Source organism: Arthrobacter sp. FW306-1B-G06A, from assembly GCF_058781765.1.
Window position 1 is genome coordinate 34,646 of sequence record NZ_JBYSXB010000009.1, and the last position, 25,662, is coordinate 60,307.

Consider the following 25,662-nt stretch of genomic DNA (forward strand, 5'->3'; position numbering starts at 1 on the left):
GACGCCAGTTACGGCTTGACCGGGCTGCCCGGAAGAATCTCGGACGGAACCGGTTGGGGCAACGGCAGCGTGGGCGTTGGGACCTCCGGCGTCGGGATCGTAATTGGCCCCGGGCGGCCCTTTGCGATGTCGTGCAATCCATTACGCGGATCCGACTCGGACCCCGGAGCGGTAGTGCCGGGAGTCGCGTGCGGCGAAGGATGCGCGGTGTTTTGGGCCCCAGGCGCAGAGGACTCCGGAGAGGGCGATCCGGGAACGTTTGTTTCCCGGGTGGGCATAGGGACCGGCTCCTGGCGGGTTCCGTGCTGTTGTGGAGCGTTGCCGCCCGATCCAGGGGTGAGCTGCGAAACAACGGATCCCACCACGGCGCCCAAGTGTTCGATCGTTCCCGGAATGCCGCCGTCGGACGCAGCCGCGGCGGTAGCTCCGGCGGCAAGGGAAGCCGCAACGGCAAGAGCCGCAATGCCGGCACGGCGCTTACGACGGCGACGAGCGGCCAGTTCATCAACAGGGGTGGCCGCGGCGCGGGCTAGCGGGGTTGTGGCCGCGACAGGAGCAGCCGCAACGCCCGCAGGTGCCATCAAAGCCTGCACAGCCGCCGATGGCTGCGGCCGGGTGCTCGCAAGGGCGCGCAGTTCCAGCAGCTCGGTCCGGATCTCGTACGCTTCGTCGAGCCCGGCTTCAGCAAGCAGGCGGTCAACGCCTTGCTCGCCGAAGGATGCGGATTTTTCGCTCATGATGTGCCATTCCTTAGTAGTGCACGTTCTCTCAGTGCACTCAATGCCCTGCGCTGCAACTGCTTCACGGCTCCTTGGGACTTGCCCATGATGTCCGCTGTTTCTTCCAACGAAAGGTCCGCCACGACCCGTAGTGCCAGGACCTCCCGGTAGTCGGGATTGAGGTCCGCCAGTAGCTCGGTTACACCCAGGCCTGCGCCATGCCCGAATGCCTGGTCCTCGGCCGAAGGCGCGCGCCGCGAATCCAGATCGGATTCATAGGGCGCGGAATCAGGGGTGCGTTCCCGCTTCCGGTAGTGATCCACCATTCGCGCGTGCGCTATGGAGAAGAGGAGGGTCTTGGCTCCCTGGAGACCTCCGCGGAGGGAATCCAGTTTGGGATAGAGGGCCAGGAACACGTCCTGGGTAACTGCTTCCGGATCGTCTACGCCGCGGGCTCGCAGGTATCCAAACACCGGTCCGGAAAATTCGTTGTAGGCAGCCGTGAAGAGCAGGGCGGGATCTTCCTCGTCCGCCTGCAAATATTCGTCAGCCAAAGGGTCAAGCACCCGCGACCCCTCCATCCCACGCAGCACGGTCATCGTCCCTGGCCTAGGAAATGACCACTGCCGCCGTCTGTTGCGTCGCGGGGCTCCTTGTCATTTAGCCAAGGAGCCCCGCCGTTCAAGCGTAGCCGCAGTGTTACGGGCTGACAGAATCGGACGGCACGTGCACCGGTGCGGTCGGCACAGCCGGGACGGCCGGTACAGCAGGAACGGCCGGTGCAGACGGCACGGCGGGAACAGCCGGTACGGCCGGCACTGCGGCGTTTCCATCGGCGTCGGCCTTGGCGGAAGCAGATCCGTCAGCGTTCAGGCCGGCGGCTTTGCCTTCGCTCACGACGGTGGCGCAGTGTGCGTTGACGTTGGCCTCGCCGCCAGCGGCGACTACCAGTGAGGAGTAACCGGGTACCTTGGCGTCAGCCTTCAGGCCGCCGTTGAGGAGGGCGGTGCAGAGGCCGAATGCCTCAGGCGAGGTGGCTTTGGCTGAAGCGGCTGCCGCTGCGGCCTTGGACTTTGCGTCGTCGACGGCGTCCGTGGCCTTGGACTTGGCATCGGCAGCGGCGTCAGTTGCCTTGGACGTTGCCGTCTGGGACGCGTCGGCAGTCTTGGACAGCGCGGACTCGGCTGCTTTGGACGCTACCGGAGCCGGGGCGCCGAGCAGCTCGTGGGCGCTCTTCTGCAGATCGTTGGGAAGTTCTCCGTTGAAGGCTGCGACGCCGGTTCCGCCAACCGCTACAGCTCCGGCAGCGAGGACGCCGGCGGCGATTTTGCTAGTGGCAAGGACAGTGAACAAGGACATGAAACCCTCCGACAAACGTTTTGGGACTACTCCGGCAGCGGCTTTGTCGCTACTGGATGATCAGTGCGGACGTTGCCCACACTCCCCCTACATCGCTGGCGGTCCCGGCGAAGTTACGCCCGATCCAAAAAAACTTTCAGGCGAGTGTCCGGGCCTGCTCAATCAGCTTGAGTACCTCGACTGGCCCGGCCGGATCCACGGGGAGCGGCAAAGCGGAGGCGGCACCGCCGTCGGCGATCTTCTCCGCAAGGATCCGGTAGAACTCCTGGTAGGCGCCGCGCTCGGTGGGTACCGTGGTCCGCACGCCGTCGATTTCCAGGGTGCCGTAGTGGTGCGGATCGTCGACGCCGTAGGCGCCATCCGTGGGCCGGCCGCCCGCCACGATGAACGGTTCCTGGGGGTCGATTCCGAACTTCACGAATCCACCCTTGCTCCCCAGGATGCGGAAGCGCGGTGCGTGAAGCTGGCTGTTGACGTTCATGGCGACGTGGCTGAGCACTCCGGAAGCGTGTTGAAGGACCAGGAAGACGTCGTCGTCGGCTTTCTCCCGGGGCCTTCGGGCAAGGATTTCGGCATGGATGACTTCGGCGGGACCGAACATCTGGAGGGCAAGGTCAAGCAGGTGGGTTCCCAGGTCGAAGAGCAGCCCACCGCCGTCGTCGGCCGTGGCGCCGGCCTTCCACGCCTTGCTGATTTCGGGCGCCCACCGTTCCATTGACGCCTCGCAGCGCATCACGACGCCCAGCGTCCCGGCGTCGAGCAGCTTCTTCACGGTGAGGGCGTCGCCGTCCCAGCGGCGGTTTTGGTAGACGGTGAGCACACGGCCCAGCTTCGCGGCCAACTCGATCAGCTCCTGCCCCTGCGCGCTGGTCACCGCGAACGGCTTGTCGACGACGACGTCGAGCCCGGCTACCAGCGCGGCTTTCGTGAGCGGGTGATGGGTCGCAGGCGGCGTGCCGAGCACCACGAGGTCGAGGTCACCGGCAAGCGCCAAGACGTCTTCCGGACTGTCCACGACCCTCGTGCCGGGATACCGTTCCTGCGCTTTGGCCTTACGGCCCGCGTCCGAAGTGGCGATGACGTCGAGGGAATACGCGGGATTGGCTGCGATAAACGGCGCGTGAAAGACGCTGCCGGAAAGGCCAAAGCCTACGACGGCGGTACGGATCGGTGTGTGGGTCATGCCGCTACGCTACCGGGCGAAGATGGCCCGGCGAAGGTTATGTCAGCAGTCTTTCAGTAGGCGAGTGACGAGCTCGCGCCACGACGCAGCCAGGCGTTCCGGCGCAACTCCGTGAACTCGGAGGGAATGGAGCATGCGCTCGGGATCCAGGGTGGCGCCGAGGGAAAGAGCCAGAAGCCAAGGATCGCTGTCCAGGCCCGCTTCCCGCAACAGCATCTCGATGTGCCGGTGCCACAACACCACCGGCGGGGCGTCGTGCCGGTTTTGCGGGGAATGTTCCGCCGCGGCACGGGCCAGCTCGCCGTACTCTTCGACATATTTGATACGCGCTTCGCCGAAGGCGATGAGGCGCTCGAGCGGGGGCGCTCCCGGGCCCAGGGGCGGCGGACCGAAGATGAACTCGCGCTGGAATTCCGCCTCAGCATCGCTCAGGAGGGTCATCATGAGTCCGGCCCTGCTGCCGAAACGGCGGAAGACCGTTCCCTTCCCGACGTCGGCCCGGCACGCGAGCATGTCCATCGTGACGGCGTCCACTCCGTGTTCGGCCACGAGATCCCTGGCAGCTTGAAGGAGCCGTTCGCGGTTACGCGCGGCGTCGCTGCGCTCCGGCGGCGTCCCGAAAGGCGAACCGGGCCGGATGGGGATGAGGCTCACAGAAACATTCTAGCCTTGGGAATATTAAGCGGACCGCAGTCCGTTTAGAATCTACGAAGGCAGCAAAAGCCTCCAAAACCGAGCGCCTGCGGCACCGTCCGCGGCCAGACCCAAGGAGTTCCCATGTCCAAGAACACCGTTCTCGCCCTTGTTGGCAGCCTCCGCGCCGATTCCCACAACCGCAAGCTCGCCGAAGCCATCCAGCTCAACGCCCCGGAAAACGTCGAAGTACAGATCCACGGCTCCCTCGGCAACATCCCGTTCTACAACGAAGACATCGACGTCGAAGGCCAGGTTCCGGCCGAAGCCGCAGCCCTCCGCGCTGCCGCCGCCGAAGCAGACGCCATCCTGCTCGTCACACCGGAGCACAACGGCACCATGCCGGCGTCGCTCAAGAACGCCATCGACTGGCTGTCCCGCCCGTTCGGCGCCGGCGCGCTGGCAGGCAAGCCGACCGCCGTCGTCGGTACCGCCTTTGGCCAGTTTGGCGGCGTCTGGGCACAGGACGAGGCCCGCAAGGCCGCTGGCATCGCCGGCGCCAAGGTCCTCGAGGACGTCAAGCTTGCCGTTCCCGGCTCCATGATCCGCTTTGCTGAACTGCACCCGAAGGACGACGCCGAAGTTGTCGAGCAGATCAAGGGCATCTTCGAGCCGTTGACCGCCGTCCAGGAAGACGTCGCAGCCTAGTTCCCCCGCTCGCCGCGAGAACGCCCCCGTCCAGCCGTTGAGGCGTGGGCGGGGGCGTTCTTTGTCGATACGATGGCGGCATGGCCGATTACAACCGCCATCCCGACGTCGATGCCTACCTTGAGGCCCTCCCGGACTGGCAGCGCGCCATCGGAGAGCAACTACGCGATCTCATCCACGAAGCCGAGCCTGAAATCGTCGAAACGATCAAGCGCCGCACCCGGCCCTACTTCGTCCTCGAGGGCAACGTTTGCGCGTTGCTCGCAGCCAAGGACCACGTCAACCTGTTCCTCTACGACGGTGCGATTGTTCCCGACCCGGACAACATCATCACATCGGGTCACGACAACAAGACCGCCCGCATGATCACCTTCCACCAGCACGGGCCGATTCCCCGTGCGCCCCTCATCACCATGCTGCGGCAGATCGCGGCGAACAACCGTGCTGGCGGTTGGCGGAAGATCAAGGGAACGGACTAGCCGGACCTCGCTTCGGAACGGAAGCGCGTCGCCGCGCCGCTACCATTCCGTGACTGAGCTGAGGCCGAACCGTCATGGAAGGAGCGGCCCACACCCGATCGGCCAGCCGTAACGTTGAGTTACAGGCACCAGGAGTGATCAGGGCAAAGCGCGGGGGCTTTCATGCGGGTCGGACGCGGCGTGAAATGCACGACGACGGCGGTCGCCGCGCTGTGCCTATCCCTCGCGCCCTGCCTGGCTGGCTGCGCTTCCCCCGGCGGCACCGATCCGGGCGGCTCACTCTCCACACAACCGGCCTCACCGGGCTCCGTCCAGGTGACGCAGGAGCCGGTAGCTGGCCCGATTCCCATGCCCCTCCCGGCGCCTCCCCCGTATATCAACCCGCCGCCGGCGGCTCCGCGGCCGACCGCTGCGAGCCCGCAGGCGCCCATAGCAGCGCCGGTTCCCGCGCCCCTCCCGACCGCCGGAGAAGCGACTGGGACTTTCGTGTATTTCGTGGCAATCGGCGACGGCGGCAGCCGCGGCGTGCGGTTCGGCTGTGACGACAGCCTCGTGGCCGTCCACGTCACCACCCCTCCCGGCAGCGACCGCTTGGCAGGGGCAATGGCGCAGTTGCTGGCGCCCGACGGCACCGCGTCCCGGGCAGGTTTGTACAACGCGCTCTCGGGTTCCGCGCTGCGCTACGTTTCGGGCTACCTCGACGGCACCACCGCCGTCGTGAACCTGAGCGGTTCACTTCGCCCTGGAGGCGTGTGCGACAACCCGCGGATCGAGACTCAGCTGGCGCAAACCGCGGTGGCGGCTACGGGAGCATCCCAGGCAGCGATCTACATCGACGGGAATGCCCTGGCGGACGTCCTGAGTCTGCGCTGAGGTGGCCAGTCACTCGAAGAGCGCATCCATATCTGCGTAGCTCCGGCTTCCGGCGAGGCCCGACCAGTTCCCGTCGCCAAGAACTTCCATGGCCAGCCTGGAGACCTTCGCGTAGGCCGCCCTGGCAGTACTGCCGCCGATGCTGATCCGCCGCACGCCGACGTCGTGCAGTTCTCCGGGCGACGGCGAACCCAAGCCGGCCAACGCATTGAGCGGTACGCCGATCCGCCGGGAAAGTTCGTGCAGGACATGGAGGTCCGCCAAGCCGGGCACGAATATTCCGTCCGCCCCTGCCCGCTGATAGGCATCCGCCCGGCGCAGCGTTTCCTCATATGCAGTGTCCGGGAACTTTCCAGACCAATAAGTGTCCGTTCGCGCATTGATGAACAGCCGGACGCCCGCGTCCTCGGCAGTCTGCCTGATCAGCGCGATGCGCCTGGACTGTTCAGTGATCTCGCTCAACGGCTGGTCCGCCGAGTCCTCGATGTTGATCCCGACGGCGCCCGCGTCCAGCACCGCTCGAACCGTGGCCTGGAGTTCTTCGTCTGCGCGTCCGTACCCGGTCTCGATATCCGCGGTCACGGGCAAGCGGGTGGCCTTCGCTATCCGGGCGAGCGCCTCCATTGCGAGGTGCCGCGGAAGGTGGTCCCCGTCCCGGTACCCCAGGCTCCAGGAGACAGCCGAGCTGGAAGTCGCCACCGCCGTCGCGCCCGCTTCCTCGACCATCCGCGCAGACGCGGCATCCCACGCATTAACCAGCACCAACGGCGCATGCGGCACGGCATGGAGCTCGTGGAAGCGGAGGGCCTTGGATTCGAGTTCGGGGTGCGTCGTCATTGCTCTATTCCAGCCTTCCTCTGTCCGGACGTAAAGCGCTTCGCACCGCGAATCCAAAAAATGGGATGAAACATCCGTTGCCCAATTGGCAACTCCGGGGAGTATCCTTTCCATGTGACCCACGAAACATTGGACGCCGGGCCTGAATTGCCCGCGGAAGCAATCGACGCAATAGAGCGAGCAGCAACTGCCGCCCACCGCCACGAGGAACTTTTCTCGGAGCGCGCCGCCAACATCAAGCAGTCCGCTGTGCGTGACGTCTTCGACATTTCAATGCGGCCGGGACTCGTGTCCCTCGCTGGCGGAAACCCCTATCTGCAGTCCCTGCCCCTCGAGAAGCTCGGCCAGACCGCGGCCCGCATCATCGCGGAAGAAGGCATGACGGCACTGCAGTACGGCGGCGGTCAGGGCACCGAGGAACTGCGTACCCAGATCTGCGAGATCATGGCCGCGGAGGGCATCATGGACGCCCGCCCGGAGAACGTGGTGATCACCGCCGGTTCCCAGTCGGCCCAGGATGTCGCCACGAAAGTCTTCTGCAATCCTGGCGACGTCGTCCTCGTGGAAAACCCCACCTACGTGGGTGCCCTGAACACCTTCGAGGCCTACCAGGTCCAGGTTGAGACCGTGGACATGGACGACGACGGCTTGGTTCCGGAGCTCCTCGAAGCCAAGATCGCTGAGCTTCAGGCCGAGGGCAAGACCATCAAGTTCCTCTACACGATCCCCAACTTCAACAACCCCTCCGGCATCACGCTTGCTCCGGCGAGGCGTCAGCACATTGTCGATATATGCCGCAATGCGAATATTCTGGTGCTCGAAGACAACCCTTACGGTCTTTTGCGCTTCGACGGCAAGCCGTTGGAACCAATGCGTGCCGCGAATGAGCACGACGTCATCTACATGGGCTCGTTCTCCAAGATCTTTGCCCCGGGACTGCGCATCGGGTGGGCACTGGTACCCGAGCACTTGCAGCGGCGCTTCTACCTGGCTTCGGAAGCCGTGACCCTATGCCCTCCCACCCTGAACCAGATGATCATCTCCGCATATCTTCGGGACTACGACTGGCGCGGGCAGATTGACACCTACCGGGCCCTGTACGAGGAACGCTGCAATGCCCTGCTGGTGGCGCTGGAAGAGCACATGCCTTCCGGGCTCAGCTGGACCAGGCCCGAGGGCGGCTTCTTCGTCTGGGTCACTTTGCCCGACGGCGTCGACACGTATCCGCTGCTCAAGAGGGCAATCGCGGCGGGGGTCGTGTTCATCCCCGGCGCGGCGTTCACGCACTCGGACGAACCATCCAACAAACTGAGGTTGGCTTTCAGCGCAGTGCCACCGGAGTCCATCGCCGAAGGTGTCCGCCGATTGGCGCCGGTTTTGCAAGAAGCCATTGATGTCATCAGCAAAGGAGCAGATATATGAGCGGAATAGTCCTCGTCGGAGTCGACGGCAGCGTAACAGCGAGAAGGGCCGCCGATTCGGCAAAGAATTTGGCGACCGCACTGGGCGCGGAACTCCGCGTCATCACCGCTTTTGAAGGCGCCCACGTGGAGGTCGTCGAAAGCGGAGGGGACAAGTGGATTCTCTCCGACGCCGACGCAGCGGAGAAGGTCGCCAGCAAAGTCGCCGCAGAACTCGCCTCCGAGCAATTGACCACCAGCTACGGGGCCGTCTTCGGCAAAGCCGGAGAGGCCTTGGTCAAGGAAGCCGAACGAGTGGGTGCCCAAGTGATCGTGGTCGGTAACCGCCGTATGCAGGGACTGGCCAGGGTTCTCGGCAGCGTTGCGAACACGGTGGCGCACAACGCGCCGTGCGACGTCTACATTGCCAAGACGGACGAACCGTAGGGAACACGCCGACCCCTGGACTTTGACGGGGATCACGCGTTGTGGTGGGCGGTCTCACCCCGATTTTGGCCGTGCGGCTAGGATGCCGCCGATAAAATTGAAGTGGCCCCCAAGGGCGCGAGCCGCCCATCACATCAACCCGTAGGGGATCCCTTTTGCTTACTCTGCAGCCGCGCCAACGCGTCGGACACGACATTCTGCTCGCCCGCCATGGCAACCACATCAGTTCCATGCGCTTCGACCGGGCGAATGACCGCATCGTGGCACTTCTAGACGACGGCTCGGTAGACAGCGCACCGAACATGATCTCCCCGTTGCTCCAGATGCCGGAGACCTTCCGCAGCATCCTTCGCTCCGACTGGAAATTGTTGCTTGTGGTTGCTTCCGCGATGCTCGCCGTCGGAGCCCTGGCGATGGTGCTGTCATTCGGAATGATCGGCAGCATGAGCGATCAGCAACTGCGCGACCTCGCGCTCAGCTACACGTCCTACTAGCCCGCGGAAATTGCCGAGGCATGGCCGCTGATTTTCCACACGAGGCTGACTGCGGCCAACACCGTGATGCCGCCAATCAGTGCAAGGATCATCGCTGAGACGCTCGTCGGGGCGTGGATGAGAATGAGGACCACCAGCCCCACGACCACGGACACGAGCGCAAGCATCAGCAACGGCGCCCGCTCCTTGCGATCACTGACGTGGTGGTCGCTGAGTTTGCCGAGCCGCACCATGAGCAGGACGTAGGCCAGCGGCAGCACGCAGACAAAGAGCGCCGCCAGGACACCGAACCATATCGTGCCCGGGAAGCCTGGTTCCACCGCAGGGCTCATGAGCAGCAGGACGGATACGACGGCGGGCGGCTGGAAGACTTCGGTCAGGACCCTGGCAACGCGGTGCCGCTCTCCCCTAACGCCGCGCTGCCCGCGCCGCCCGTCCTTGATGCCGCGATGCTCAGTCAAGCAGCAGGGCAGGTTCTTCGAGGATGGATGCTACGTCGGCCATGAAACGGGCAGAGAGGTCGCCGTCCACCACGCGGTGGTCGAACGAACCGCCAAGCGTTGTGATCCAGCGGGGGATGACCTCGCCGTCGAGCACCCACGGCTTTTGCTTGATGGTGCCGAACGCGACGATTGCCACCTCACCGGGGTTGATAATAGGCGTTCCGGTGTCGATGCCCAGGGCGCCGATGTTCGTGATGGTCAGCGAGCCGCCCTGCATCTGCGACGGCTGGGTCTTGCCGGCGCGTGCCGTGCTGGCAAGCTCATTGAGGGCGAGGGCCAGTTCCTTAAGGGAGAGATCCTGGGCATCCTTGATGTTCGGAACCATAAGCCCTCGCGGCGTCGCCGCGGCAATGCCCAGGTTCATGTAGTGCTTGACGTGGATCTCCGCGTTTCCGTTGCCATCGGCGTTCTCCACCCAGGTCGCGTTAACGCTCGGATTGCGCGCCGCGGCCCAAATCACAGCCTTCGAGAGGATCAGCAGCGGCGATACTTTGATGCCCTCAAAGTCCCTGGAGGCCTTGAGCCGCTTGACGAATTCCATGGTGCGGCTGGCATCCACGTCAACGAAGATACTCACGTGCGGCGCCGTGAACGCCGACTCCACCATGGCCTTGGCAGTGGCCTTGCGGACGCCCTTGACCGGGATCCGTTCCACTCGCTGATCCTGCGGCTTCTTGGACGCACCCCAGAACTTGTCTGCTTGGTCCACCTCGGCATCGCGCTGCGACTGGTAGCTGACCAGATCCTCACGGGTCACTTCGCCGCGGGCTCCGGTGGGAACGACGTCGGCCAGGTCAATCCCAAGTTCACGGGCGATCTTGCGCACGGGCGGCTTGGCCAGCACCCGGTTGACGAGGCCACTGACCGTTGCACCGATGCCGGTGAGACCCGGCGCCTGGTTTGCGGATGTCTGGCCTGCGGATGTCTGGCTTGCGGTTGCGGGCTGTTGTGCGGCAACGGGCGGCAGGGCCGGAGCGCTGGGCTCTGCCACCCGCTCGACGGCGGTCTCGACGGCGGCGGGTGCCGCGCTCGGCGCGGCGGCGGGTACCGAAGCAGCACCTTCCGGGCGCTTGCGCGGGCGGCGCTTGACGGCGTCGGCCTTGGGACCGGAGCCAACCAGCGGGCCGCCGGCCGGACCGCCGTCGGACGTTCCGGCGTCGTCGGGCAACTTGCCGTACATCGAGGCTTCGAAGACCTGTTCCGCTGCAGGCGCGGCGGCGGGCGTCGCGGCGGCGGTCGGAGCCGCAGGCTGCTCGGCGAGCGGCGCGGCGGGCGCCGACGCGGGCGCCGACGCGGGCGCTGACGCGGGCGCTGACGCGGGCGCATTGTCCGAAATTCCGATAATCGCGGTCCCTACTTCAACCGTGATGCCTTCGGCAACGAGCAATTCCGCCACGGTGCCGGCATACGGGGACGGCAATTCCACGAGGGACTTGGCGGTCTCGATCTCGCAGATGACGTCGTTGATGGCCACGGTATCGCCGGGCTTGACCTTCCAGGAGACGATTTCCGCCTCGGTCAGGCCTTCGCCGACATCCGGCAGGTTGAATTTCTTAACAGTCACTTAGGTCCTCGATCTCGGCTGGCCCGTCCGCATGGCGGCGGGTGCAATCAGGGGCGGCTAGTAGGCCAGGGAACGGTCCAGGGCTTCGAGGATCTTGTCGATGTCCGGCAAGTAGTCCTCTTCCACCTTCGCCACGGGATATGGCATGTGGAAACCGCCCACGCGGATGACCGGAGCCTCCAGGTGCAGGAAGGCACGCTCACTGATCCGCGCAGCGATCTCGCCGCCGATCCCTCCGAACGTCGGTGCCTCGTGGGCAACGATCAAGCGGCCGGTCTTCTTGACGGAAGCCGTGACGGCGTCGAAGTCGATGGGGGAAATCGAGCGCAGGTCGATCACTTCGATGCTGTGCCCGTCCTCTTCCGCGGCCGCTGCTGCGGCCAGCGCGACCGGTACCAGCGGCCCGTACGCCACGATGGTGGCGTCGGAACCTTCGCGCAGGACGTGCGCTTGGAAGGGGTCCGAAGCCAATCCGGCGTTCTCGGTATCCACCTCGCCCTTGAGCCAGTAGCGGCGCTTGGGCTCGAAGAAGATGACCGGGTCCGTGCAGTCAACGGCCTGCTGGATCATCCAGTAGGCGTCGTGGGCGTTGGACGGGGTGATGATGCGCAAGCCGGCGGTGTGGGCGAACAGTGCTTCCGGTGATTCCGAGTGATGTTCGATCGAGCCGATGCCGCCACCGTAAGGAATGCGGATGACTACGGGGACAGTCAACTTGCCGCCGCTGCGGGAGTGCATCTTGGCCAATTGGGTGGTGATCTGGTTGAACCCGGGGAACACAAAACCGTCGAACTGGATTTCGCAGATGGGACGGTAGCCGCGCAAGGCGAGGCCAATAGCCGTGCCGACGATGCCGGACTCAGCCAGTGGGGTATCCACCACCCGGTCTGCGCCGAACTCCCTGATGAGTCCGTCGGTCACGCGATAGACGCCGCCCAGCGGGCCGATGTCTTCGCCCATGAGCAAGGACTTCGGGTTATTGGTGAGCGAGGCACGCAGGCCTTCGTTGATGGCCTTGGCAATGGTCATAGTGGTCATCAGTTGCCTGCCCCCTCTTCCTCGTTGCCTTCGAATCCGGCGGAGTATTCCTCGAACCAAGCAAGTTCCTCGGCCACCAAGGGGTGCGGCTCGGCATAGACACCCGCGAATGACTCGCGGAAGTTGGGACCCTGCAGGCCTTGCGTGGTGCTGCGGACGTGAGCGGCGAGCTTGTCGCCGTCGACCCTGACTTGCTCAAAGAAAGCTTCGTCGGCGAGGCCCTCGTTGCGGAGGTACTTCTCAAGACGATCCAAGGGATCCTTGCCCCGCCATGAAATCTCCTCGGCGGATTCGCGGTACTTGGTGGGGTCGTCCGCCGTCGTGTGGGCACCAACGCGATACGTGTATGCCTCAATGAGCACCGGACCACGGCCTTCCCGTGCGTGCTCAAGCGCCCACTCGGTGACCGCATGGACTGCGATGACATCGTTGCCGTCAACGCGGATGCCCGGGAAGCCGTATCCCTTGGCCCGGTTGAACAGCGGAACCTTGGTCTGGACCTCGGTAGGGACGGAGATGGCCCAGTGGTTGTTCTGGCAGAAGAACACCACGGGAGCATTGTAGGAAGCCGCGAAGACCATGGATTCGTGGACGTCGCCTTCGGAGCTGGCACCGTCGCCGAAGTAGGCCACCACGGCAGCCTTCGGGTCGTTGGAACCATTGGCTTCCGCAAGCTTCTGGTCGCGCTGGATTCCCATGGCGTAACCGACGGAGTGCAGCGTCTGGGCCGCAAGGACGAGGGTATAGAGATGGAAGTTGTTCTCGGTGGGATCCCAGCCACCATTCGAAATTCCGCGGAACAACTTGAGGAGTTCCGCCAGGTCCACATCGCGGGTCAATGCGACGCCGTGTTCCCGGTACGTGGGGAAGATGTAGTCCTGCCGTTGGGTAGCCCGCCCGGAACCGATCTGGGCGGCCTCCTGGCCGGTGAGGGGAACCCAAAGTGCCAGCTCGCCTTGGCGCTGGAGTGCAGTGGCCTCCTGGTCGAAGCGGCGGACCTTGGCCATGTCGGCATAGAAGCCCCGGAGTTGCTCAGGATCAAGGCGCTTGGCGAAGTCCGAGAAGACTGGATCTGTCCCTAGCTTGCCGTCCGGCCCCAGCAGCTGGATCATCTCGGCAGCGGGATCGCTTGAAGCGCCTCCCGCAGGAGACTGCTGATCCAGTCCCGTTCCGTTGATCCCGGGGGTGGGCAATTGAGTTGCGCCCATTCCGTCTCCTTGCCTGCCACAGCCGATGCTGAGCAATATTCGCTGATATATGCCGATTCAGGAATGCATTCCGGAATCGGCATATCTTGGCTTTCGTCCCTTACTTTATCCGCAGTAAGGGACGCAGGGGCATTTGTTAACCGCTAGGAAGGCAGCGGCGCTTTTGTATAGGACGCACAGAGTTCCAGGAATCGAGTATTGGCCTCGACCTCTCCAATGCTGACCCGGACACCTTCGTTGCCGAAGGCCCGCACGGACAAGGCCCGCTCGCCTGCCAGTCCGGCAAATTCGGCGCTATTCTCGCCAAGATTCAGCCATACGAAGTTGCCTTGGGCCTCGGGCACGAACCATCCGAGCTCGCGAAGTCCCGCGGTAACCCGGTCCCGCTCGTCCACCAGGCTTTGTACCCTTTCAACAACTTGGTCGAAATTCTCCAACGAAGTAATGGCGGCGCGTTCCGCAATCTGCGAGACAGCAAATGGGGTGGCAGCGACGCGCAGGTGCTGGGTGAGATCCGGACCGGAGACGCTGTATCCAACGCGCAGCCCGGCAAGGCCGTGAGCCTTAGAAAAGGTACGGAGGACCACGACGTTAGGGTACTTGCGGTACAACTTGATACCGTCCACGGCGTTCTCGTCCCTGACGAACTCCTGGTAGGCCTCATCGATGACCACGACGACGCCCGCCGGAACCGACTGGATGAACCGTTCAGTTTCCTCGGCCGTGAGGATGGGACCCGTGGGATTGTTCGGCGTGCAAAGCAAGATCACCTTGGTGCGGACGGTCACGGCGGCCGCCATGGCCTCGAGATCGTGACGCCCATCGGAAAGCAACGGGATCTGGACGCTCTCGGCACCGGCCAGTCCTACGGAAATGGGGTAGGCCTCGAAGGAACGCCAGGCGTAGATGACCTCATCAGACTTGCCGTCGTGGTTCTGTCCGGCAAAGGTGGACAAGATTTGGTTGAGGGCCCCGAGGCTTCCGGCTCCGGTGACAACGTCGTCAGCGGGAATTCCCAGGAAGTCAGCGAGCGCCGTGCGCAGCTTGGTGGACAGCGGGTCCGGATACCGGTTGATGTCCGACTGATCAGCGATCGCCTCGAGTACGGCGGGGATCGGGGGTAGCGGGTTTTCATTGGACGACAGTTTGTAACTGGTCAGGCCCTCAATCGCGGCGGGCGGCTTGCCTGCGGCATATTTGGGGAGCCTGTCCACCACCGGGCGGGGACGCACGCCCTCCGGTGCGTTGTCAGAAGAATTCATGGCACCAGCCTACTTGCAGGGCTTCGGGCCATGCTCGAAGCCCCTTGGCCTGTGCACATGAAAACCGGCGCATGTGAAAACGATCGCGTGTGAAACCGGCGCGTGTGAAAGCATGGGCGTATGGGTTCATTCATTGTGCGTGTCCTGATCAACGGACTGGCCCTCTGGGTTGCCAGTTGGATTCTGCCTGGGATGGATATTTCCACGTCGGCAACTACCAATGCGGTAAGCAACGCGGGGGTCACTCAAGGGGGCGACACTTTGGGCGTGGTTCTTGCCTATCTCTTCATAGGGCTCATTTTTGGCATCGTCAACGCCTTCGTGCGGCCTCTGGTCAAGCTACTCTCCCTTCCGATCACGATCCTCACCCTCGGCTTGTTCACGATTGTCATCAACGCGGCCATGCTGTCCCTGACAGCCTGGCTCAGTAGCTACACGCCGGTACACCTCACCATCGACCGTTTCTTCTGGACCGCAGTTCTCGCGGCGATCATCATCAGCCTGATCTCCATGGTGGCCAGCTGGATTCCAGGCGGTAGGCGGTAACAGGCCGTGAGAGGCCGTAAGTGGCCTTCGCCAGCATGTTCCTCGGCTTTCCTCACCGCCCTCCCCGAGGGGCCGGGGGCGCTTCGCGGTTCAGCTTGAACCGGCTCACCTTGGCCACTCCTCCGGCGCCCAGTATCCCGCCCAGAGCGGCCGTGGAAGCGGCCAGTGAAGGATCGGAACTGAGCTGCACCAGCTTCGCCCCTTCCTCATAGCGTGAGAGCTTGTGTGCCGGCCCAATGCCTGGGTCCTCACCGGGTTCCAGGATCACCGGACTGGTCATGGTGACCGTGACTCTGTCCTTGGTGTCCGGATTCGCTTTGCCTTCCGCGCCGGGTACCCAATCCTGTTCGTGCTCCAAGTGCAGGCTCCCGATGCCGGCCTGCGGGGTAATCCCGCCGACGGGTGATCCAGCTGTCACCACAAACTTGAGGTCATACTCGGCGAGGAACGCTTTGTCCTTGCTCAGGTTCATGGCGTGGATTCCGCCTTGGCTGTGGCCGACTGCCACCACCGTTTCGCCGGCCGCGGCGCCAGCCTCGAGCAACGCCTGACGGATGGCCTTGCTGGTTTCCATCGAGTTGTAACCCAGCGCTTCGGCAATCCCGGCCTCGTCCAATGGATTTCCCCCTCCCGGCGGGTTGCCTGGCTGGGTGCCCGGAATCAGCACCACCCACGCCCGTTCGCCGCCCTTATCTACCTGCATCACTTCAATTTCGCCCTCCGACGTGGCGCCGACGTGATCCAGTTCCCTGAGCATTCCTGCTGCCGACAGGTCCACGCTCTTGGTGGTTGCCTCTCCCCGGCTGACCGTAATGGGACGTGGCTTGAGGAAAGCCAATGCGGGAATCGCGACGATCGCTCTCAGGACTGCACCGACATCAGTGGGCCCGACGATTGCCCCTGCAAGGTTGGCCGCGGCCGGCGGTATCCCCACCAGCAGCTCCAATATCCGGGTCAGGTCCCGCACGGCTCCTTCGGTGGCGCCCCTCAAGCCAATGTCGAGGGGAGCAGGACCAGTCGCAGGACCTGGCATTCCCAATCCCATCCGCAACCTGATCGCCGCATGTGATTCCGCAAACTCGTATTCACGATGGCTCGCCCTGACCCCGTTGCCGATCCGCTGAAGCTGTTCGCGGACGCGTCCAATGTCCCGGCCGCTCTCACCAACCGCGATGATTGCGTTGCTGCCGCTCGCGTAGGACGAGGCCTGGTGCGGGAAGAGAGCCACCCTCACCGCTTCAGCCTCCACTTCAATGGCCTGCAGTTGGAGCACCAGTGCGTCCAGCGCGGCGGCGCCAGCAAGCAGCTCTTCGAATTGGAAATGGATTCCCCCGACTCCGCCGCGTATCCGCAATGTGCCATCCGGCTCGGGTGCTCGGGGGTGGGGTGTTCCGCCCGCGCCGATAGGAGCGACCTCGGCCATCAGAAGCCAGGCTGGAGTTTCGTAGCCACATTTTGGGCATGGCGAAGGGTCGCTTCAGCTGCCTCATGCAAGGCATCACGCCCCCTTCGAAGGGAGGCGGCCTGCAAAGCCAGCGTGGTCCGGTAGGCACGGCCGGCCGGCGACTCCCATTGCTCGAGTTGCAACTGAGCAAGCCTTGCAAGAACGGCATCGGCTTGGTCGGCGCAGATCCTCATCCGCCATCCGAGCCTCTGGATCTCCGCGCCTCGTGAAATACACTGCTGCGAATCCAGATCCGTTCCTCCGGCCGCCATAAGAATGCCGCTCAAGACGTTGCCCTCCTCCGTGTCCATTGATGTTGTGGCACCGACGCTACGTTGTGCCCCGACGGCTCGGAACCGCCGTGATGGGCTATGTGGATAACCTGTAGGAAACGTGGTCGGGGAGGGGAAGCTGCGACGTTATTCACATAGAGAAGTCCGGCTTAAGGGCGCGAGCCGAGTTCATGAAAGAATTGCCCCATGCCTGAAACCGTCGCCGCCGCTGTTACCCGTACGCCCTCTGGACGCCTGGCCCTCGCCGCGTCGCCGGAGCCGATCGCCCTGGGCCCGCTGGACGGCCGGTACCAGTCCGCCGTCGCTCCCCTGGTCGACTACTTGTCCGAGGCCGCGCTGAACCGCGACCGCGTTGCCGTCGAGGTCGAGTGGCTCATCCACCTGACCAGCAACAACGTACTTCCCGGCGCCGGGCCCCTCACCGCCGAGCAGCAGGAGAAGCTGCGCGCCATCGTCACCGAGTTCGACGCCGCTTCGGTCACGGAACTCGCTGAAATCGAAGCCGTCACGGTCCACGACGTCAAGGCAGTCGAGTACTACATCGGCCGCCGCCTCCCGGCGATCGGTATCGAGAAGCTGACCGCGATGGTGCACTTCGGCTGCACATCGGAAGACATCAACAACCTTTCCTACGCCCTGGGCGTCAAGGGCGCCGTGGAAGATGTCTGGCTCCCTGCAGCCCGCGCCTTGGTGAAGCAGATCGAGGCAATGGCCGAGGAGAACCGCGCCGTCCCGATGCTTTCCCGCACCCATGGCCAGCCGGCCACTCCCACTACCCTTGGCAAGGAACTGGCCGTCATCACGCATCGCCTGAGCCGCCAGCTGGACCGCGTTTCCAAGACCCAGTACCTGGGCAAGATCAACGGCGCTACCGGCACGTATGCTGCGCATGTCGCTTCCGTTCCCGGCGCCGATTGGCAGGCCGTAGCGCAGTCCTTCGTTGAGGGACTGGGGCTGACGTGGAACCCGCTGACCACCCAGATCGAGAGCCACGACTGGCAGGCCGAGCTCTACGCGGACGTCGCCCGCTTCAACCGCATCCTGCACAACGTCTGCACGGATATCTGGAGCTACATCTCGATTGGCTACTTCCGCCAGATCCCGGTAGCAGGCGCCACCGGCTCCTCCACCATGCCGCACAAGGTCAACCCGATCCGCTTCGAAAATGCCGAGGCCAACCTGGAGATTTCCAACGGCCTGTTGGACACCCTGGGCGCCACGCTGGTTACCTCCCGCTGGCAGCGAGACCTGACCGACTCTTCTTCGCAACGCAACATCGGCGTCGCATTCGGACACTCGCTCCTTGCGATCTCGAATGTCGCCAAGGGGCTGAAGGCCCTGGACGTTGCCGAGGACGTACTGGCGGCCGACCTCGACACCAACTGGGAAGTCCTGGGCGAAGCGATCCAGATGGTCATGCGCGCCGAGGCCATCGCCGGGGTCGCTGGAATGGAAAACCCGTACGAGCGGCTCAAGGATCTCACCCGCGGCCAGCGCGTCGATGCCGTCCGCATGCAGGAGTTCGTCTCGAGCCTGGGATTGTCTCCCGAAGCCGAGGCACGCCTCCTGGCGCTTACTCCAGGCAAGTACACGGGCATCGCGGACCAGTTGGTGGACCACCTGAAGTAGCGGCCACATGGGCCCTGCGTTTCCGAATCGACGTAAGGAATTGTGTCAGCATGAGGCTCTTGCTTATCCGCCACGGGCAAACCCCTGGAAACGTCTTGGGGCAGTTGGACACGGCGTTTCCCGGTCCGGGACTGACTGAACTTGGCGAACGCCAGGCCGCTGCGCTCCCGGAGTCCCTCGCCAACGAAGACATCACGGCCATCTATGCATCCACGCTGGTCCGCACCCAGCTGACCGCCGCCCCGCTTGCAAAAGCCCTCGGGCTCGAGGCCACTGTATTGGACGGCCTGCAGGAGATTGAGGCCGGGGCCCTGGAGAAACTCACCGACCACGAGTCGCACCACCGGTACATGAGCACCGTTTTCGACTGGACCGACGGGGAACTCGACGTCCGCATGCCGGGAGCTGGTGATGGACACGAGTTCTTCGCCCGCTACGACGCTGCCATTGCCAAAGTGGCAGCGTCGGGCGACGAAACCGCCGTCGTGGTCAGCCATGGTGCCGCGATCCGCTGTTGGGCAGGACGCCGTGCCGTGGATGTTGGCCGTGAGTTCGCCGCCACCCACCAACTGCAGAACACCGGAATCGTGGTGCTCGAAGGCGATCCGGAGACCGGGTGGCGGCTGCTGCACTGGGACCAAAGCCCCGTAGGCGGTCTTGCCGTGGCCGACCGGACGGTCGAGGATCCCACCGGCGACGCCGTCGAATAGGGGCTGGTTGGGGTCAGTTCCGCCTCACCGGTATTTCTCCGGACGCTTACGCGGAGGAAACACCGCGGTAACCCCCGCTTCTTAGGCTTGATAGGCATAACCCCCTTCGGCGAAAGAGGTTCCGATGCAGACAAATCCGCGGCTCAACATCAGACAGGTCACCTGGGCAAACCCGGTGGGTGCGGACCTCCGCGCAGCGCAGCAAGCGGAACTGGACGCACGTTTCGGCAACTCGGACCACGAGCCCGGACCCGCGCCGTCGGAAGCAGATACCGCCGTCTTCGTTGTAGCCTACGAAAAGTGTTCCGGCCAGCCCCTGGGTTGCGGAGGGCTAAGGATCCTGGATGCCGAGACGGCCGAAATCAAGCGGCTATACGTCGTCCCGTACGCCAGGGGCTCAGGAGTGGCCAGTTCAATCCTTGCCGCGTTGGAGGCGCAGGCACATGCCCACGGTTTCAGCATGATCACCGCGGAAGCGGGCTCGGCCCAATCGGACGGCCGCAGCTTCTACGAAAGCGCCGGGTTCGCTGCGGTGCCAAATTTCGGCCCCTACATCGGTGTCACCCACTCGCAGTGCTACGCCAAGCCGATCGATTCGCACAGCGCATCGCACACCGCAATGGCGTGAGGCACAGGGGGATGGCCTAAGGACGGGACCGGATCAATCCAGGCTGCGTCCGCCTTGGCCCAGATGCGCCCGATTCAGGGCTTCGATTTCTTCGTCGCTCAGGTCGTCGAAGCTCTTGGCCTCGTGTTTGTCGCTCCGGGAGAAGCGGACAAACATCAGGATGATGAGGGGAAGATCCACAATCTCTGCGAGGAACCACATCAGGTCTCCCGCCAGTTGCTGGTCGCGCAAGGGTGAGGGGAACCAGCCTGGCTGATTGCCCAAAACTGACGTGGCGCCGTCGAGAATTTCCGGGCTGAGCCGCATCAGGACCCCGGGCACCGCGTCGGCAAGCAGCTCAATGAATACAAAGATGAACTCGACCACAATGAGCGATGAGGTGCGTCCTGCGCCGTCTTCCATGATCGGTACGGTCATGAGGAGGCCCATGACGGGCACCAGCAACGTCAGGATGACGTCGGCGGCGGGGTTGGTCCGCAGCACGTAGAAAAACGGGGTCAGGAACACTGTGAACATTGCGAGCCCCAGAAGCGCCGCCACGAGCGTGTTGCTGAGCATGCGAACGAGCCGGTGCCCGAGCACAGCTTCCACCCTCGCCGCACCCGCGGGGCCAAGGGTCTGCCTGGCAAGGGTCAGCGGCTTGCCCAGGCCAACCAACAGCGGGACCACAAACAGATAGGACGTCACTTTGAGGGTGAATGCCCACCTCAGGTCGTGGCTGTAGGTTCCCGGGAATCCAAAGCTCAGTGCCGCGAAGCTACCCAGGCCAAGGGCGAAGAAGGCAAAGGAGTTCCACAGGGGCCAGCGGATATCACGGCGCTTGGCAGCAATCAGGCCCTTTGAATACAGGGCGACTGCGGCAATAAGAATGACCAGGGCAGGCCAGTTCATGGACCAGGCGCCCAATACAGCGTCCAACGGTGGCATGGTCAGTGTTCCAAGCCGGAAGGCCGGGCGCCCAGCCCAGCGCTACGGTGGGTTTTGTCGATCTTCATGGTGTTCCTCCAGCGCGTTCCCGGTGTACCGCATGGTGCGCGAATCGGCGTGTCGTGTTGTGCCCTGAACCGGGTGCACCGTATCCATGTTACGGAGTCGCGCCAAGCATGGCACGCCGCAGGAGACGCAGGCGCCCGGCCTCGGCTAATCTCGCATTATGGAAAAGGCTGACATCACGTTCCGGACGCGCAAGTGGATACGCCCGGAGGACCTCAACGCCAACGGCACGCTGTTCGGTGGAAGCCTGCTGAAATGGATCGACGAGGAAGCGGCAATCTACGCAATCCTCCAGCTTGGAAACGGCCGCGCCGTCACCAAGTACATCTCCGAAATCAACTTCGTCAGCTCGGCCGTCCAAGGCGATCTGGTGGAGATGGGCCTGACGGCGGTCCGTTTCGGCCGGACGTCACTGACCATGCGCGCGGAGGTGCGCAACATGATCACCCGCGACAGCATCCTGACCATCGAGGAAATCGTGTTCGTCAATCTCGGCCACGACGGCCGCCCGGAACCGCACGGCTACACGGAAATCACCTATGACCGTGACCGCATCCCCACGCACCATCTGACGCAAGCCCTCCACGAGGACTGAGCGCCCGACGTCGGGCCCTCCCTAGCGGGCGGGCCCGCACCAAAGCTCCTTTCCCCGGAAACGGGTGCTGGCGGCCGCGAAATTCGCGGTCGCCAGCTTGTATTTCCAGCAACGGGAGTGATGTCACTGGAACTTCGGGGCGCCCAGACGGGCGCGACGCCTCAAGGGAGGCGGGGGGTCAGCGCCTGTCGAAGGTGAGACCACCGGGGACCTGGAACGTCGGCATAAGTTCCAGCATGCCCACATTGACGTGGCGCGGGGTTTCGATGGCGTAATCGAGCGCGTTGACGATGTCGTCAGTGGTCAACGACTCGTAGCCTTCGTAGTACGTCTTCCATGCTTCTTCCATGGCTTCAGGCGTGCCGCCCATGTTCCGGCCGAAGATCTCGGTTTCCACACGCCCCGGGCAGATCTCGGTCACGCGGATGCGCTTGCCGACCGTATCGTTCCTGAGCTGGCGGGAGATCTGGTGCACGGCGGCTTTCGTGGCGTGGTACACCGTGTGGCCATAGAAGTTGTAGACGCCTGCGATCGAGCTGATGTTGATGACGTGGCCAAGGTCGCGCTCCACCATGCCCGGCAGGACCAGCCGCGTGAGCTGAAGCAGGCCGCGAAGGTTGACGTCGATGAGCTCGTCGATGTCCTGCTCGGACGAGTCCAGGAGGTTCCCGGGCCGGGAAACTCCGGCGCAGTTGACCAGGACGTCGACCTTCAGCTCGCTCACGACGGCGGTCAGGGCAGCTGTGTCGGTCAGGTCAACTACGTGCGGGATGGCACCCGTACGATCGGCCAGTTCGCTGAGGCGTTCCTCGTTGCGGGCCACCGCGTGAACGGTCAGGCCCCTTTTGGCCAGGCGCTCCGTGATCGCGGCACCCATACCGGTTGACGCTCCGGTGACGAGGGCGGTGGTGTAGTCGGAAAAAGACATCGGTTCTCCAAAGAGTGGAAATGGAAGGCACGAACTGTGCCCGGAGGTCAGCGGCGCCTAGGCGTCGCGCAGGGGTTCGTGTGCCCGGTCCCTGACCGTGCTCACGGCTGCGAGCGTGCCGAGTGCCGTGATCACTGCGTAGAAGGCCGGCATGTAGATGTTGCCGGTGCTGCTGATAAGCCAGGTCATCAGCAACGGAGCGGTTCCGCCGAAGAGCGCGGAGGAGATGTTGTAGCCGAGGCCGTAGGCGGAGTAGCGAACCCGGGTGGGGAACAGCTCAACGATCAGGATGTGGATGACGGCCGTGTGGCCGGCGAAGACGATGGCCATGATCGAGGCGCCAAGGATAGCCAGGCCCATGTTTCCCGTTGCGATGAGGGCGTAGGACGGAATGCCCAGGATGGTCATGGCGATGGCGGAGCCGGCGATGACTTTCTTGCGGCCGATGCGGTCGGAGAGGGCACCCATGAAAGGAATGGCGATGCAGATGACAACCAGGCTGCAGGCGGTGATGAACAGTGCCTCGCCGATGGTGAAGTTGAGCTGCTTGCCTTTGAGGAACGTAGGCATGTAGGAGAACAGGACGTAGTAGCCGGAGCCGTTCATGAGCGGGATGAAGAGGGCAAGAACCATGGCCCGGCGGTGCTCAGCGGACTGGAAGGCTTCCTTGAGCGGGTTCTTGGAAAGACCGCCTTCTTCCTTGAGCTTGGTGAAGTTGGGGGTGTCCGCGATGGCCTTGCGGATGTACCAGCCGATGACGCCCATGGGAATGGCGACCAGGAAAGGAATGCGCCATGCGAAGGAGCCGAAGCCACCGCCGTCGATCGCGGCCTGGGTGAGCCACGGAGACATGGAGAACGCCACAAGGGTGCCGGTGAGGAGGGCTGCGAACGAAGCGATCTGCGCGTAGGAAGTGATGATGCCGCGCTTGCCCTCGGGGGCATGTTCAGCGAGGAAGGTCATGGCGCCGGCGGCTTCGCCACCAACAGAGAAGCCCTGCAGGAGCCGCAGGAGAACGAGCAGGATGGGAGCCGCAATGCCGATAGCCGCGTACGTGGGCAGGATTCCGATACCGGCGGTGGCCACGCTGATCAGCAGAATGACGAAGACCAGTAGCTTTTGCCTGCCGATCCGGTCGCCCAGGTAGCCGCAAACAACCGCGCCGAGGGGCCGGACGAAGAACGAGACTGCGTAGCCGGCGAAGACGAACAACAAGGCGTTGTCCGGGTTACCGGGGGCGAGGAACACCAAGGCAAGTGTTCCGGCCATAAACGCGAAGATGCCGTTGTCATAAAGTTCCACGAAGATGCCAACGCAGCCTGCGGTGACAACCTTGCGCGTTTGACGGCCTGTGAGCCGTTCATGCTGCACTTGTGCAGCGTTGGTGTTAGCGGTCATGACATTTCCTTCTTGATGTTGAGCGTAGCAACGCCTATTGGTTTTGACGACAGGTTTTTAGCTGCATGCCGCAACCGGGAGGTCCTGCCACTGGGGTCGGCATCCAATGCCAAGTAGTCCGAAGACTGTGTTGACGGATTCGCGGAGGGTTTCAAGCTGCGCCCGCGAGCGCCGGTGGGCGGAAGTTGCCTCCGCCACTGTTGTTTTCCTGAAGCGGACCTTGTCGCCCGGGCGGGCTTGGGCAAGGACGTCCAGGCCATTACTGGTGACCACGGCGAGGACTGGATATCCGGCGGTGACGCCGCGTCCCCGGTGCAGTACCAGCAACTCTTCCCGGGAAGGAACCTCGACGGCGCCCACCGGCACCCCGCGTGAAAGCACTTCGCCACTCGAGGTCCTTTCCGGAAGCTCACCCCCGAGCCTCAGGCCGATGTGATTGCTCCGGCCACTCACGGCGTATTCCGAGGTGAAGAGCAGCTCGCCCGAATCGCCAAACTCGGCGACATCCGGACCGTCAGTCACATCGACCATCAGTTCCTGCCCCATGTCCGGCCGTTCAAGACCAAGCCGGAAGAGCGGAAGGTCGAAGTACGGTTGGCGAACAGGGCCCACGCTGCGGCGGGTCAGGAGGGTGGTTCCTTCCTTGAGCTGCAGGCCGAAGCCCACAACGGTGTCCGGGGCACAACTACCCAGCAGCGTCGGCGCCTCCACGGAACCGTGGACGGCCAGGTAGGCACGGAGGCCCCGGTTGATTCCCCGGACGGCCACCGTCTCGCCAGCACGGACCGAAACCGGTTCCCACTGGCTGCACGGACGCCCTCCGACGGTGAGGTTCAACGGAGCCCCCGTGACTGCGATCAGGATGTCTGACTGCGCTTTCATCCTGAAGTCGAGGGCCGTGATCTCCACCAGGGGATCGTTGTCCGCGTTGCCGGCAAGGATGTTGGCGGCCCGGGCCGAGTACTGGTCCAGGGCGCCGTTGACCGGAAGCCCAAAGCGGGGTCCACGGAACCGGCCAAGGTCTGTGACCACGGCGTTACCGGGTTGCTGGATGAGGATGTGCCCGCTCATGGCCTTGGTTCCAGTTCCTTGCCGACGTAAGAGCCGAACTCTCCGGCCTCGATGCGACGGAAACGGAGAATGTCTCCTGGCTTGTAAGGGACAAGTGGTTCACGGCGAATGTTCAGGACAGTCAAAGGGGTCTGACCGATGACGCACCAGCCACCCGGTGCGGACGCGGGAGCGATGACGGCTTGGCGTCCGGCCACAGCCACTGCCCCGGCCGGGACGCTGAGCCGGGGATCCTTGAGGCGGGGCACAGGCTTGGGGAAGGCGGGACCGTCCATCATGGGCGAGCCGGCAGGAGCACCCAGGCAGCGGACGGTGTAAGTCTTCTCGGTGTGGACGCGGATGACTTCCTCGGTGGAGATGCCCTGGTATTCGGCTACTTTCTCCAGGTCGGGACCGTATTCGCCGCCATAGACCACCGGAACATCAAATTCACGGGGTGCCTTTGCTGCGCCGGCGGACCGGCCCATTTCGAGGAGTCCCAGCTTGACGAACGCGCGCACCTGACGGGCCGACACCAGGACGGGGTCGAATTCCACCAGCACGGAATCGTAGGTGGGTACCGCGCCGTGAAGGCCCTCGGCGCCACAGCTCTCCAGCCAGTCGGCAAGACGGTGGACCGTGAGCCAGTTGTCCTCGCTTGCTTCGGCAAGGGCGACGACGCGCAATGCGGAGTCTCCTGATTCGTAGATCTCGGTGGGAGCCGCCATGAGAACGGACATG

At 63.9% G+C, this 25,662-nt stretch carries 28 protein-coding genes; 11 read left to right on the plus strand and 17 right to left on the minus strand.

Translation table 11 applies throughout. The annotated features are described in order from the left end of the window. Window positions 1-8 precede the first annotated feature (8 nt). The 5 genes from AC3WJM_RS06655 to AC3WJM_RS06675 form a co-directional block, all read right to left on the minus strand. Window positions 9-737, minus strand: a complete 729-nt coding sequence (locus AC3WJM_RS06655) for a hypothetical protein (RefSeq protein WP_492271445.1) — start codon at window positions 735-737, stop codon at window positions 9-11. Beyond that, window positions 734-1,285, minus strand: coding sequence for an RNA polymerase sigma factor (locus AC3WJM_RS06660; protein ID WP_059388725.1), 552 nt, complete (start codon window positions 1,283-1,285; stop codon window positions 734-736). The genes AC3WJM_RS06655 and AC3WJM_RS06660 overlap by 4 nt, the downstream gene beginning before the upstream one ends. Before the next feature lie 133 nt (window positions 1,286-1,418). Then, on the minus strand, window positions 1,419-2,078 hold the full coding sequence (locus AC3WJM_RS06665; protein ID WP_492271446.1) for a hypothetical protein: 660 nt from the start codon (window positions 2,076-2,078) through the stop codon (window positions 1,419-1,421). 136 nt (window positions 2,079-2,214) lie between these two features. Further along, window positions 2,215-3,261, minus strand: a complete 1,047-nt coding sequence (locus AC3WJM_RS06670) for a Gfo/Idh/MocA family protein (RefSeq protein WP_492271447.1) — start codon at window positions 3,259-3,261, stop codon at window positions 2,215-2,217. Between the two features lie 42 nt (window positions 3,262-3,303). Continuing rightward, window positions 3,304-3,915, minus strand: coding sequence for a TetR/AcrR family transcriptional regulator (locus AC3WJM_RS06675; RefSeq protein ID WP_059390272.1), 612 nt, complete (start codon window positions 3,913-3,915; stop codon window positions 3,304-3,306). Window positions 3,916-4,038: 123 nt separating this feature from the next. On the opposite strand from AC3WJM_RS06675, the gene AC3WJM_RS06680 reads away from it, so the two are divergent. From AC3WJM_RS06680 to AC3WJM_RS06690, 3 genes are all read left to right on the plus strand, one after another. Further along, a complete protein-coding gene (locus AC3WJM_RS06680; RefSeq protein WP_306963624.1) occupies window positions 4,039-4,602 on the plus strand; it encodes an NAD(P)H-dependent oxidoreductase in 564 nt (187 codons plus the stop codon). Window positions 4,603-4,682: 80 nt separating this feature from the next. After that, entirely contained in the window at window positions 4,683-5,081 is a 399-nt protein-coding gene (locus AC3WJM_RS06685; protein WP_306963626.1) for a DUF1801 domain-containing protein, read from the plus strand. Window positions 5,082-5,243: 162 nt separating this feature from the next. Then, window positions 5,244-5,954 carry a GerMN domain-containing protein gene (locus AC3WJM_RS06690; RefSeq protein WP_492271448.1) on the plus strand — a complete coding sequence of 237 codons (711 nt, stop codon included), beginning with the start codon at window positions 5,244-5,246 and terminating at the stop codon, window positions 5,952-5,954. Window positions 5,955-5,963: 9 nt separating this feature from the next. On the opposite strand, the gene AC3WJM_RS06695 is transcribed toward AC3WJM_RS06690, so the two are convergent. Then, a complete protein-coding gene (locus tag AC3WJM_RS06695) occupies window positions 5,964-6,791 on the minus strand; it encodes an isocitrate lyase/PEP mutase family protein (RefSeq protein WP_284988951.1) in 828 nt (275 codons plus the stop codon). Window positions 6,792-6,905: 114 nt separating this feature from the next. Here AC3WJM_RS06695 and AC3WJM_RS06700 point away from each other — a divergent pair, with 114 nt between their 5' ends. From AC3WJM_RS06700 to AC3WJM_RS06710, 3 genes are all read left to right on the plus strand, one after another. After that, entirely contained in the window at window positions 6,906-8,213 is a 1,308-nt protein-coding gene (locus AC3WJM_RS06700) for an aminotransferase-like domain-containing protein (protein WP_492271449.1), read from the plus strand. Next, on the plus strand, window positions 8,210-8,638 hold the full coding sequence (locus AC3WJM_RS06705) for a universal stress protein (RefSeq protein WP_059388730.1): 429 nt from the start codon (window positions 8,210-8,212) through the stop codon (window positions 8,636-8,638). The genes AC3WJM_RS06700 and AC3WJM_RS06705 overlap by 4 nt, the downstream gene beginning before the upstream one ends. 155 nt (window positions 8,639-8,793) lie before the next feature. Continuing rightward, window positions 8,794-9,132, plus strand: a complete 339-nt coding sequence (locus AC3WJM_RS06710) for a hypothetical protein (protein ID WP_113990649.1) — start codon at window positions 8,794-8,796, stop codon at window positions 9,130-9,132. On the opposite strand, the gene AC3WJM_RS06715 is transcribed toward AC3WJM_RS06710, so the two are convergent. From AC3WJM_RS06715 to AC3WJM_RS06735, 5 genes are all read right to left on the minus strand, one after another. Beyond that, window positions 9,129-9,593 (minus strand): phosphatase PAP2 family protein, encoded by a 465-nt coding sequence (locus AC3WJM_RS06715; protein ID WP_492271450.1) that lies wholly within the window; start codon window positions 9,591-9,593, stop codon window positions 9,129-9,131. The genes AC3WJM_RS06710 and AC3WJM_RS06715 overlap by 4 nt on opposite strands. Next, the gene (locus tag AC3WJM_RS06720; RefSeq protein WP_492271451.1) at window positions 9,586-11,199 is read right to left on the minus strand and encodes a dihydrolipoamide acetyltransferase family protein; all 1,614 of its coding nucleotides are present in this window, start codon (window positions 11,197-11,199) and stop codon (window positions 9,586-9,588) included. Before AC3WJM_RS06720 ends, AC3WJM_RS06715 begins: the two co-directional genes overlap by 8 nt. 57 nt (window positions 11,200-11,256) lie before the next feature. Further along, window positions 11,257-12,237 carry an alpha-ketoacid dehydrogenase subunit beta gene (locus AC3WJM_RS06725; protein WP_306964625.1) on the minus strand — a complete coding sequence of 327 codons (981 nt, stop codon included), beginning with the start codon at window positions 12,235-12,237 and terminating at the stop codon, window positions 11,257-11,259. After that, window positions 12,237-13,445, minus strand: a complete 1,209-nt coding sequence (gene pdhA, locus AC3WJM_RS06730) for a pyruvate dehydrogenase (acetyl-transferring) E1 component subunit alpha (protein WP_492271452.1) — start codon at window positions 13,443-13,445, stop codon at window positions 12,237-12,239. The genes AC3WJM_RS06725 and pdhA overlap by 1 nt, the downstream gene beginning before the upstream one ends. A 143-nt stretch (window positions 13,446-13,588) precedes the next feature. Continuing rightward, window positions 13,589-14,707 carry a histidinol-phosphate transaminase gene (locus AC3WJM_RS06735; protein WP_306964621.1) on the minus strand — a complete coding sequence of 373 codons (1,119 nt, stop codon included), beginning with the start codon at window positions 14,705-14,707 and terminating at the stop codon, window positions 13,589-13,591. A 120-nt stretch (window positions 14,708-14,827) separates the two neighbouring features. On the opposite strand from AC3WJM_RS06735, the gene AC3WJM_RS06740 reads away from it, so the two are divergent. Next, window positions 14,828-15,253, plus strand: coding sequence for a phage holin family protein (locus tag AC3WJM_RS06740; protein WP_059388735.1), 426 nt, complete (start codon window positions 14,828-14,830; stop codon window positions 15,251-15,253). 52 nt (window positions 15,254-15,305) lie between these two features. Here AC3WJM_RS06740 and AC3WJM_RS06745 read toward each other — a convergent pair whose 3' ends face one another. Further along, complete coding sequence (locus tag AC3WJM_RS06745; RefSeq protein ID WP_492271453.1) at window positions 15,306-16,676, minus strand: hypothetical protein; 1,371 nt, start codon at window positions 16,674-16,676, stop codon at window positions 15,306-15,308. A 500-nt stretch (window positions 16,677-17,176) separates the two neighbouring features. On the opposite strand from AC3WJM_RS06745, the gene purB reads away from it, so the two are divergent. The 3 genes from purB to AC3WJM_RS06760 all read left to right on the plus strand — a co-directional run bounded on the left by purB (window position 17,177) and on the right by AC3WJM_RS06760 (window position 19,957). Next, window positions 17,177-18,619 carry an adenylosuccinate lyase gene (gene purB, locus AC3WJM_RS06750; protein ID WP_284988944.1) on the plus strand — a complete coding sequence of 481 codons (1,443 nt, stop codon included), beginning with the start codon at window positions 17,177-17,179 and terminating at the stop codon, window positions 18,617-18,619. Window positions 18,620-18,669: 50 nt separating this feature from the next. Beyond that, window positions 18,670-19,329: a histidine phosphatase family protein gene (locus AC3WJM_RS06755; RefSeq protein WP_059388738.1), complete on the plus strand. Its 660-nt coding sequence runs from the start codon at window positions 18,670-18,672 to the stop codon at window positions 19,327-19,329. Between the two features lie 124 nt (window positions 19,330-19,453). Continuing rightward, window positions 19,454-19,957: a GNAT family N-acetyltransferase gene (locus tag AC3WJM_RS06760; RefSeq protein ID WP_059388739.1), complete on the plus strand. Its 504-nt coding sequence runs from the start codon at window positions 19,454-19,456 to the stop codon at window positions 19,955-19,957. A gap of 33 nt (window positions 19,958-19,990) precedes the next feature. On the opposite strand, the gene AC3WJM_RS06765 is transcribed toward AC3WJM_RS06760, so the two are convergent. Then, window positions 19,991-20,884, minus strand: a complete 894-nt coding sequence (locus AC3WJM_RS06765; RefSeq protein WP_332602846.1) for a cytochrome c oxidase assembly protein — start codon at window positions 20,882-20,884, stop codon at window positions 19,991-19,993. Window positions 20,885-21,110: 226 nt separating this feature from the next. Between AC3WJM_RS06765 and AC3WJM_RS06770 the strand changes: the two genes are divergently transcribed. Beyond that, on the plus strand, window positions 21,111-21,545 hold the full coding sequence (locus tag AC3WJM_RS06770; RefSeq protein WP_084784486.1) for an acyl-CoA thioesterase: 435 nt from the start codon (window positions 21,111-21,113) through the stop codon (window positions 21,543-21,545). A gap of 178 nt (window positions 21,546-21,723) precedes the next feature. On the opposite strand, the gene AC3WJM_RS06775 is transcribed toward AC3WJM_RS06770, so the two are convergent. Genes AC3WJM_RS06775 through AC3WJM_RS06790 form a run of 4 tightly spaced genes read right to left on the minus strand, consistent with a single transcriptional unit; the run spans window position 21,724 to window position 25,661 of the window. Beyond that, window positions 21,724-22,473, minus strand: a complete 750-nt coding sequence (locus tag AC3WJM_RS06775) for an SDR family oxidoreductase (RefSeq protein ID WP_059388741.1) — start codon at window positions 22,471-22,473, stop codon at window positions 21,724-21,726. A gap of 57 nt (window positions 22,474-22,530) precedes the next feature. Continuing rightward, window positions 22,531-23,871: an MFS transporter gene (locus AC3WJM_RS06780; protein WP_492271454.1), complete on the minus strand. Its 1,341-nt coding sequence runs from the start codon at window positions 23,869-23,871 to the stop codon at window positions 22,531-22,533. Window positions 23,872-23,928: 57 nt separating this feature from the next. After that, a complete protein-coding gene (locus AC3WJM_RS06785; protein WP_492271455.1) occupies window positions 23,929-24,942 on the minus strand; it encodes a 5-oxoprolinase subunit C family protein in 1,014 nt (337 codons plus the stop codon). Then, window positions 24,939-25,661, minus strand: coding sequence for a 5-oxoprolinase subunit B family protein (locus tag AC3WJM_RS06790; RefSeq protein WP_307053205.1), 723 nt, complete (start codon window positions 25,659-25,661; stop codon window positions 24,939-24,941). The genes AC3WJM_RS06785 and AC3WJM_RS06790 overlap by 4 nt, the downstream gene beginning before the upstream one ends. Window position 25,662: the final 1 nt, after the last annotated feature.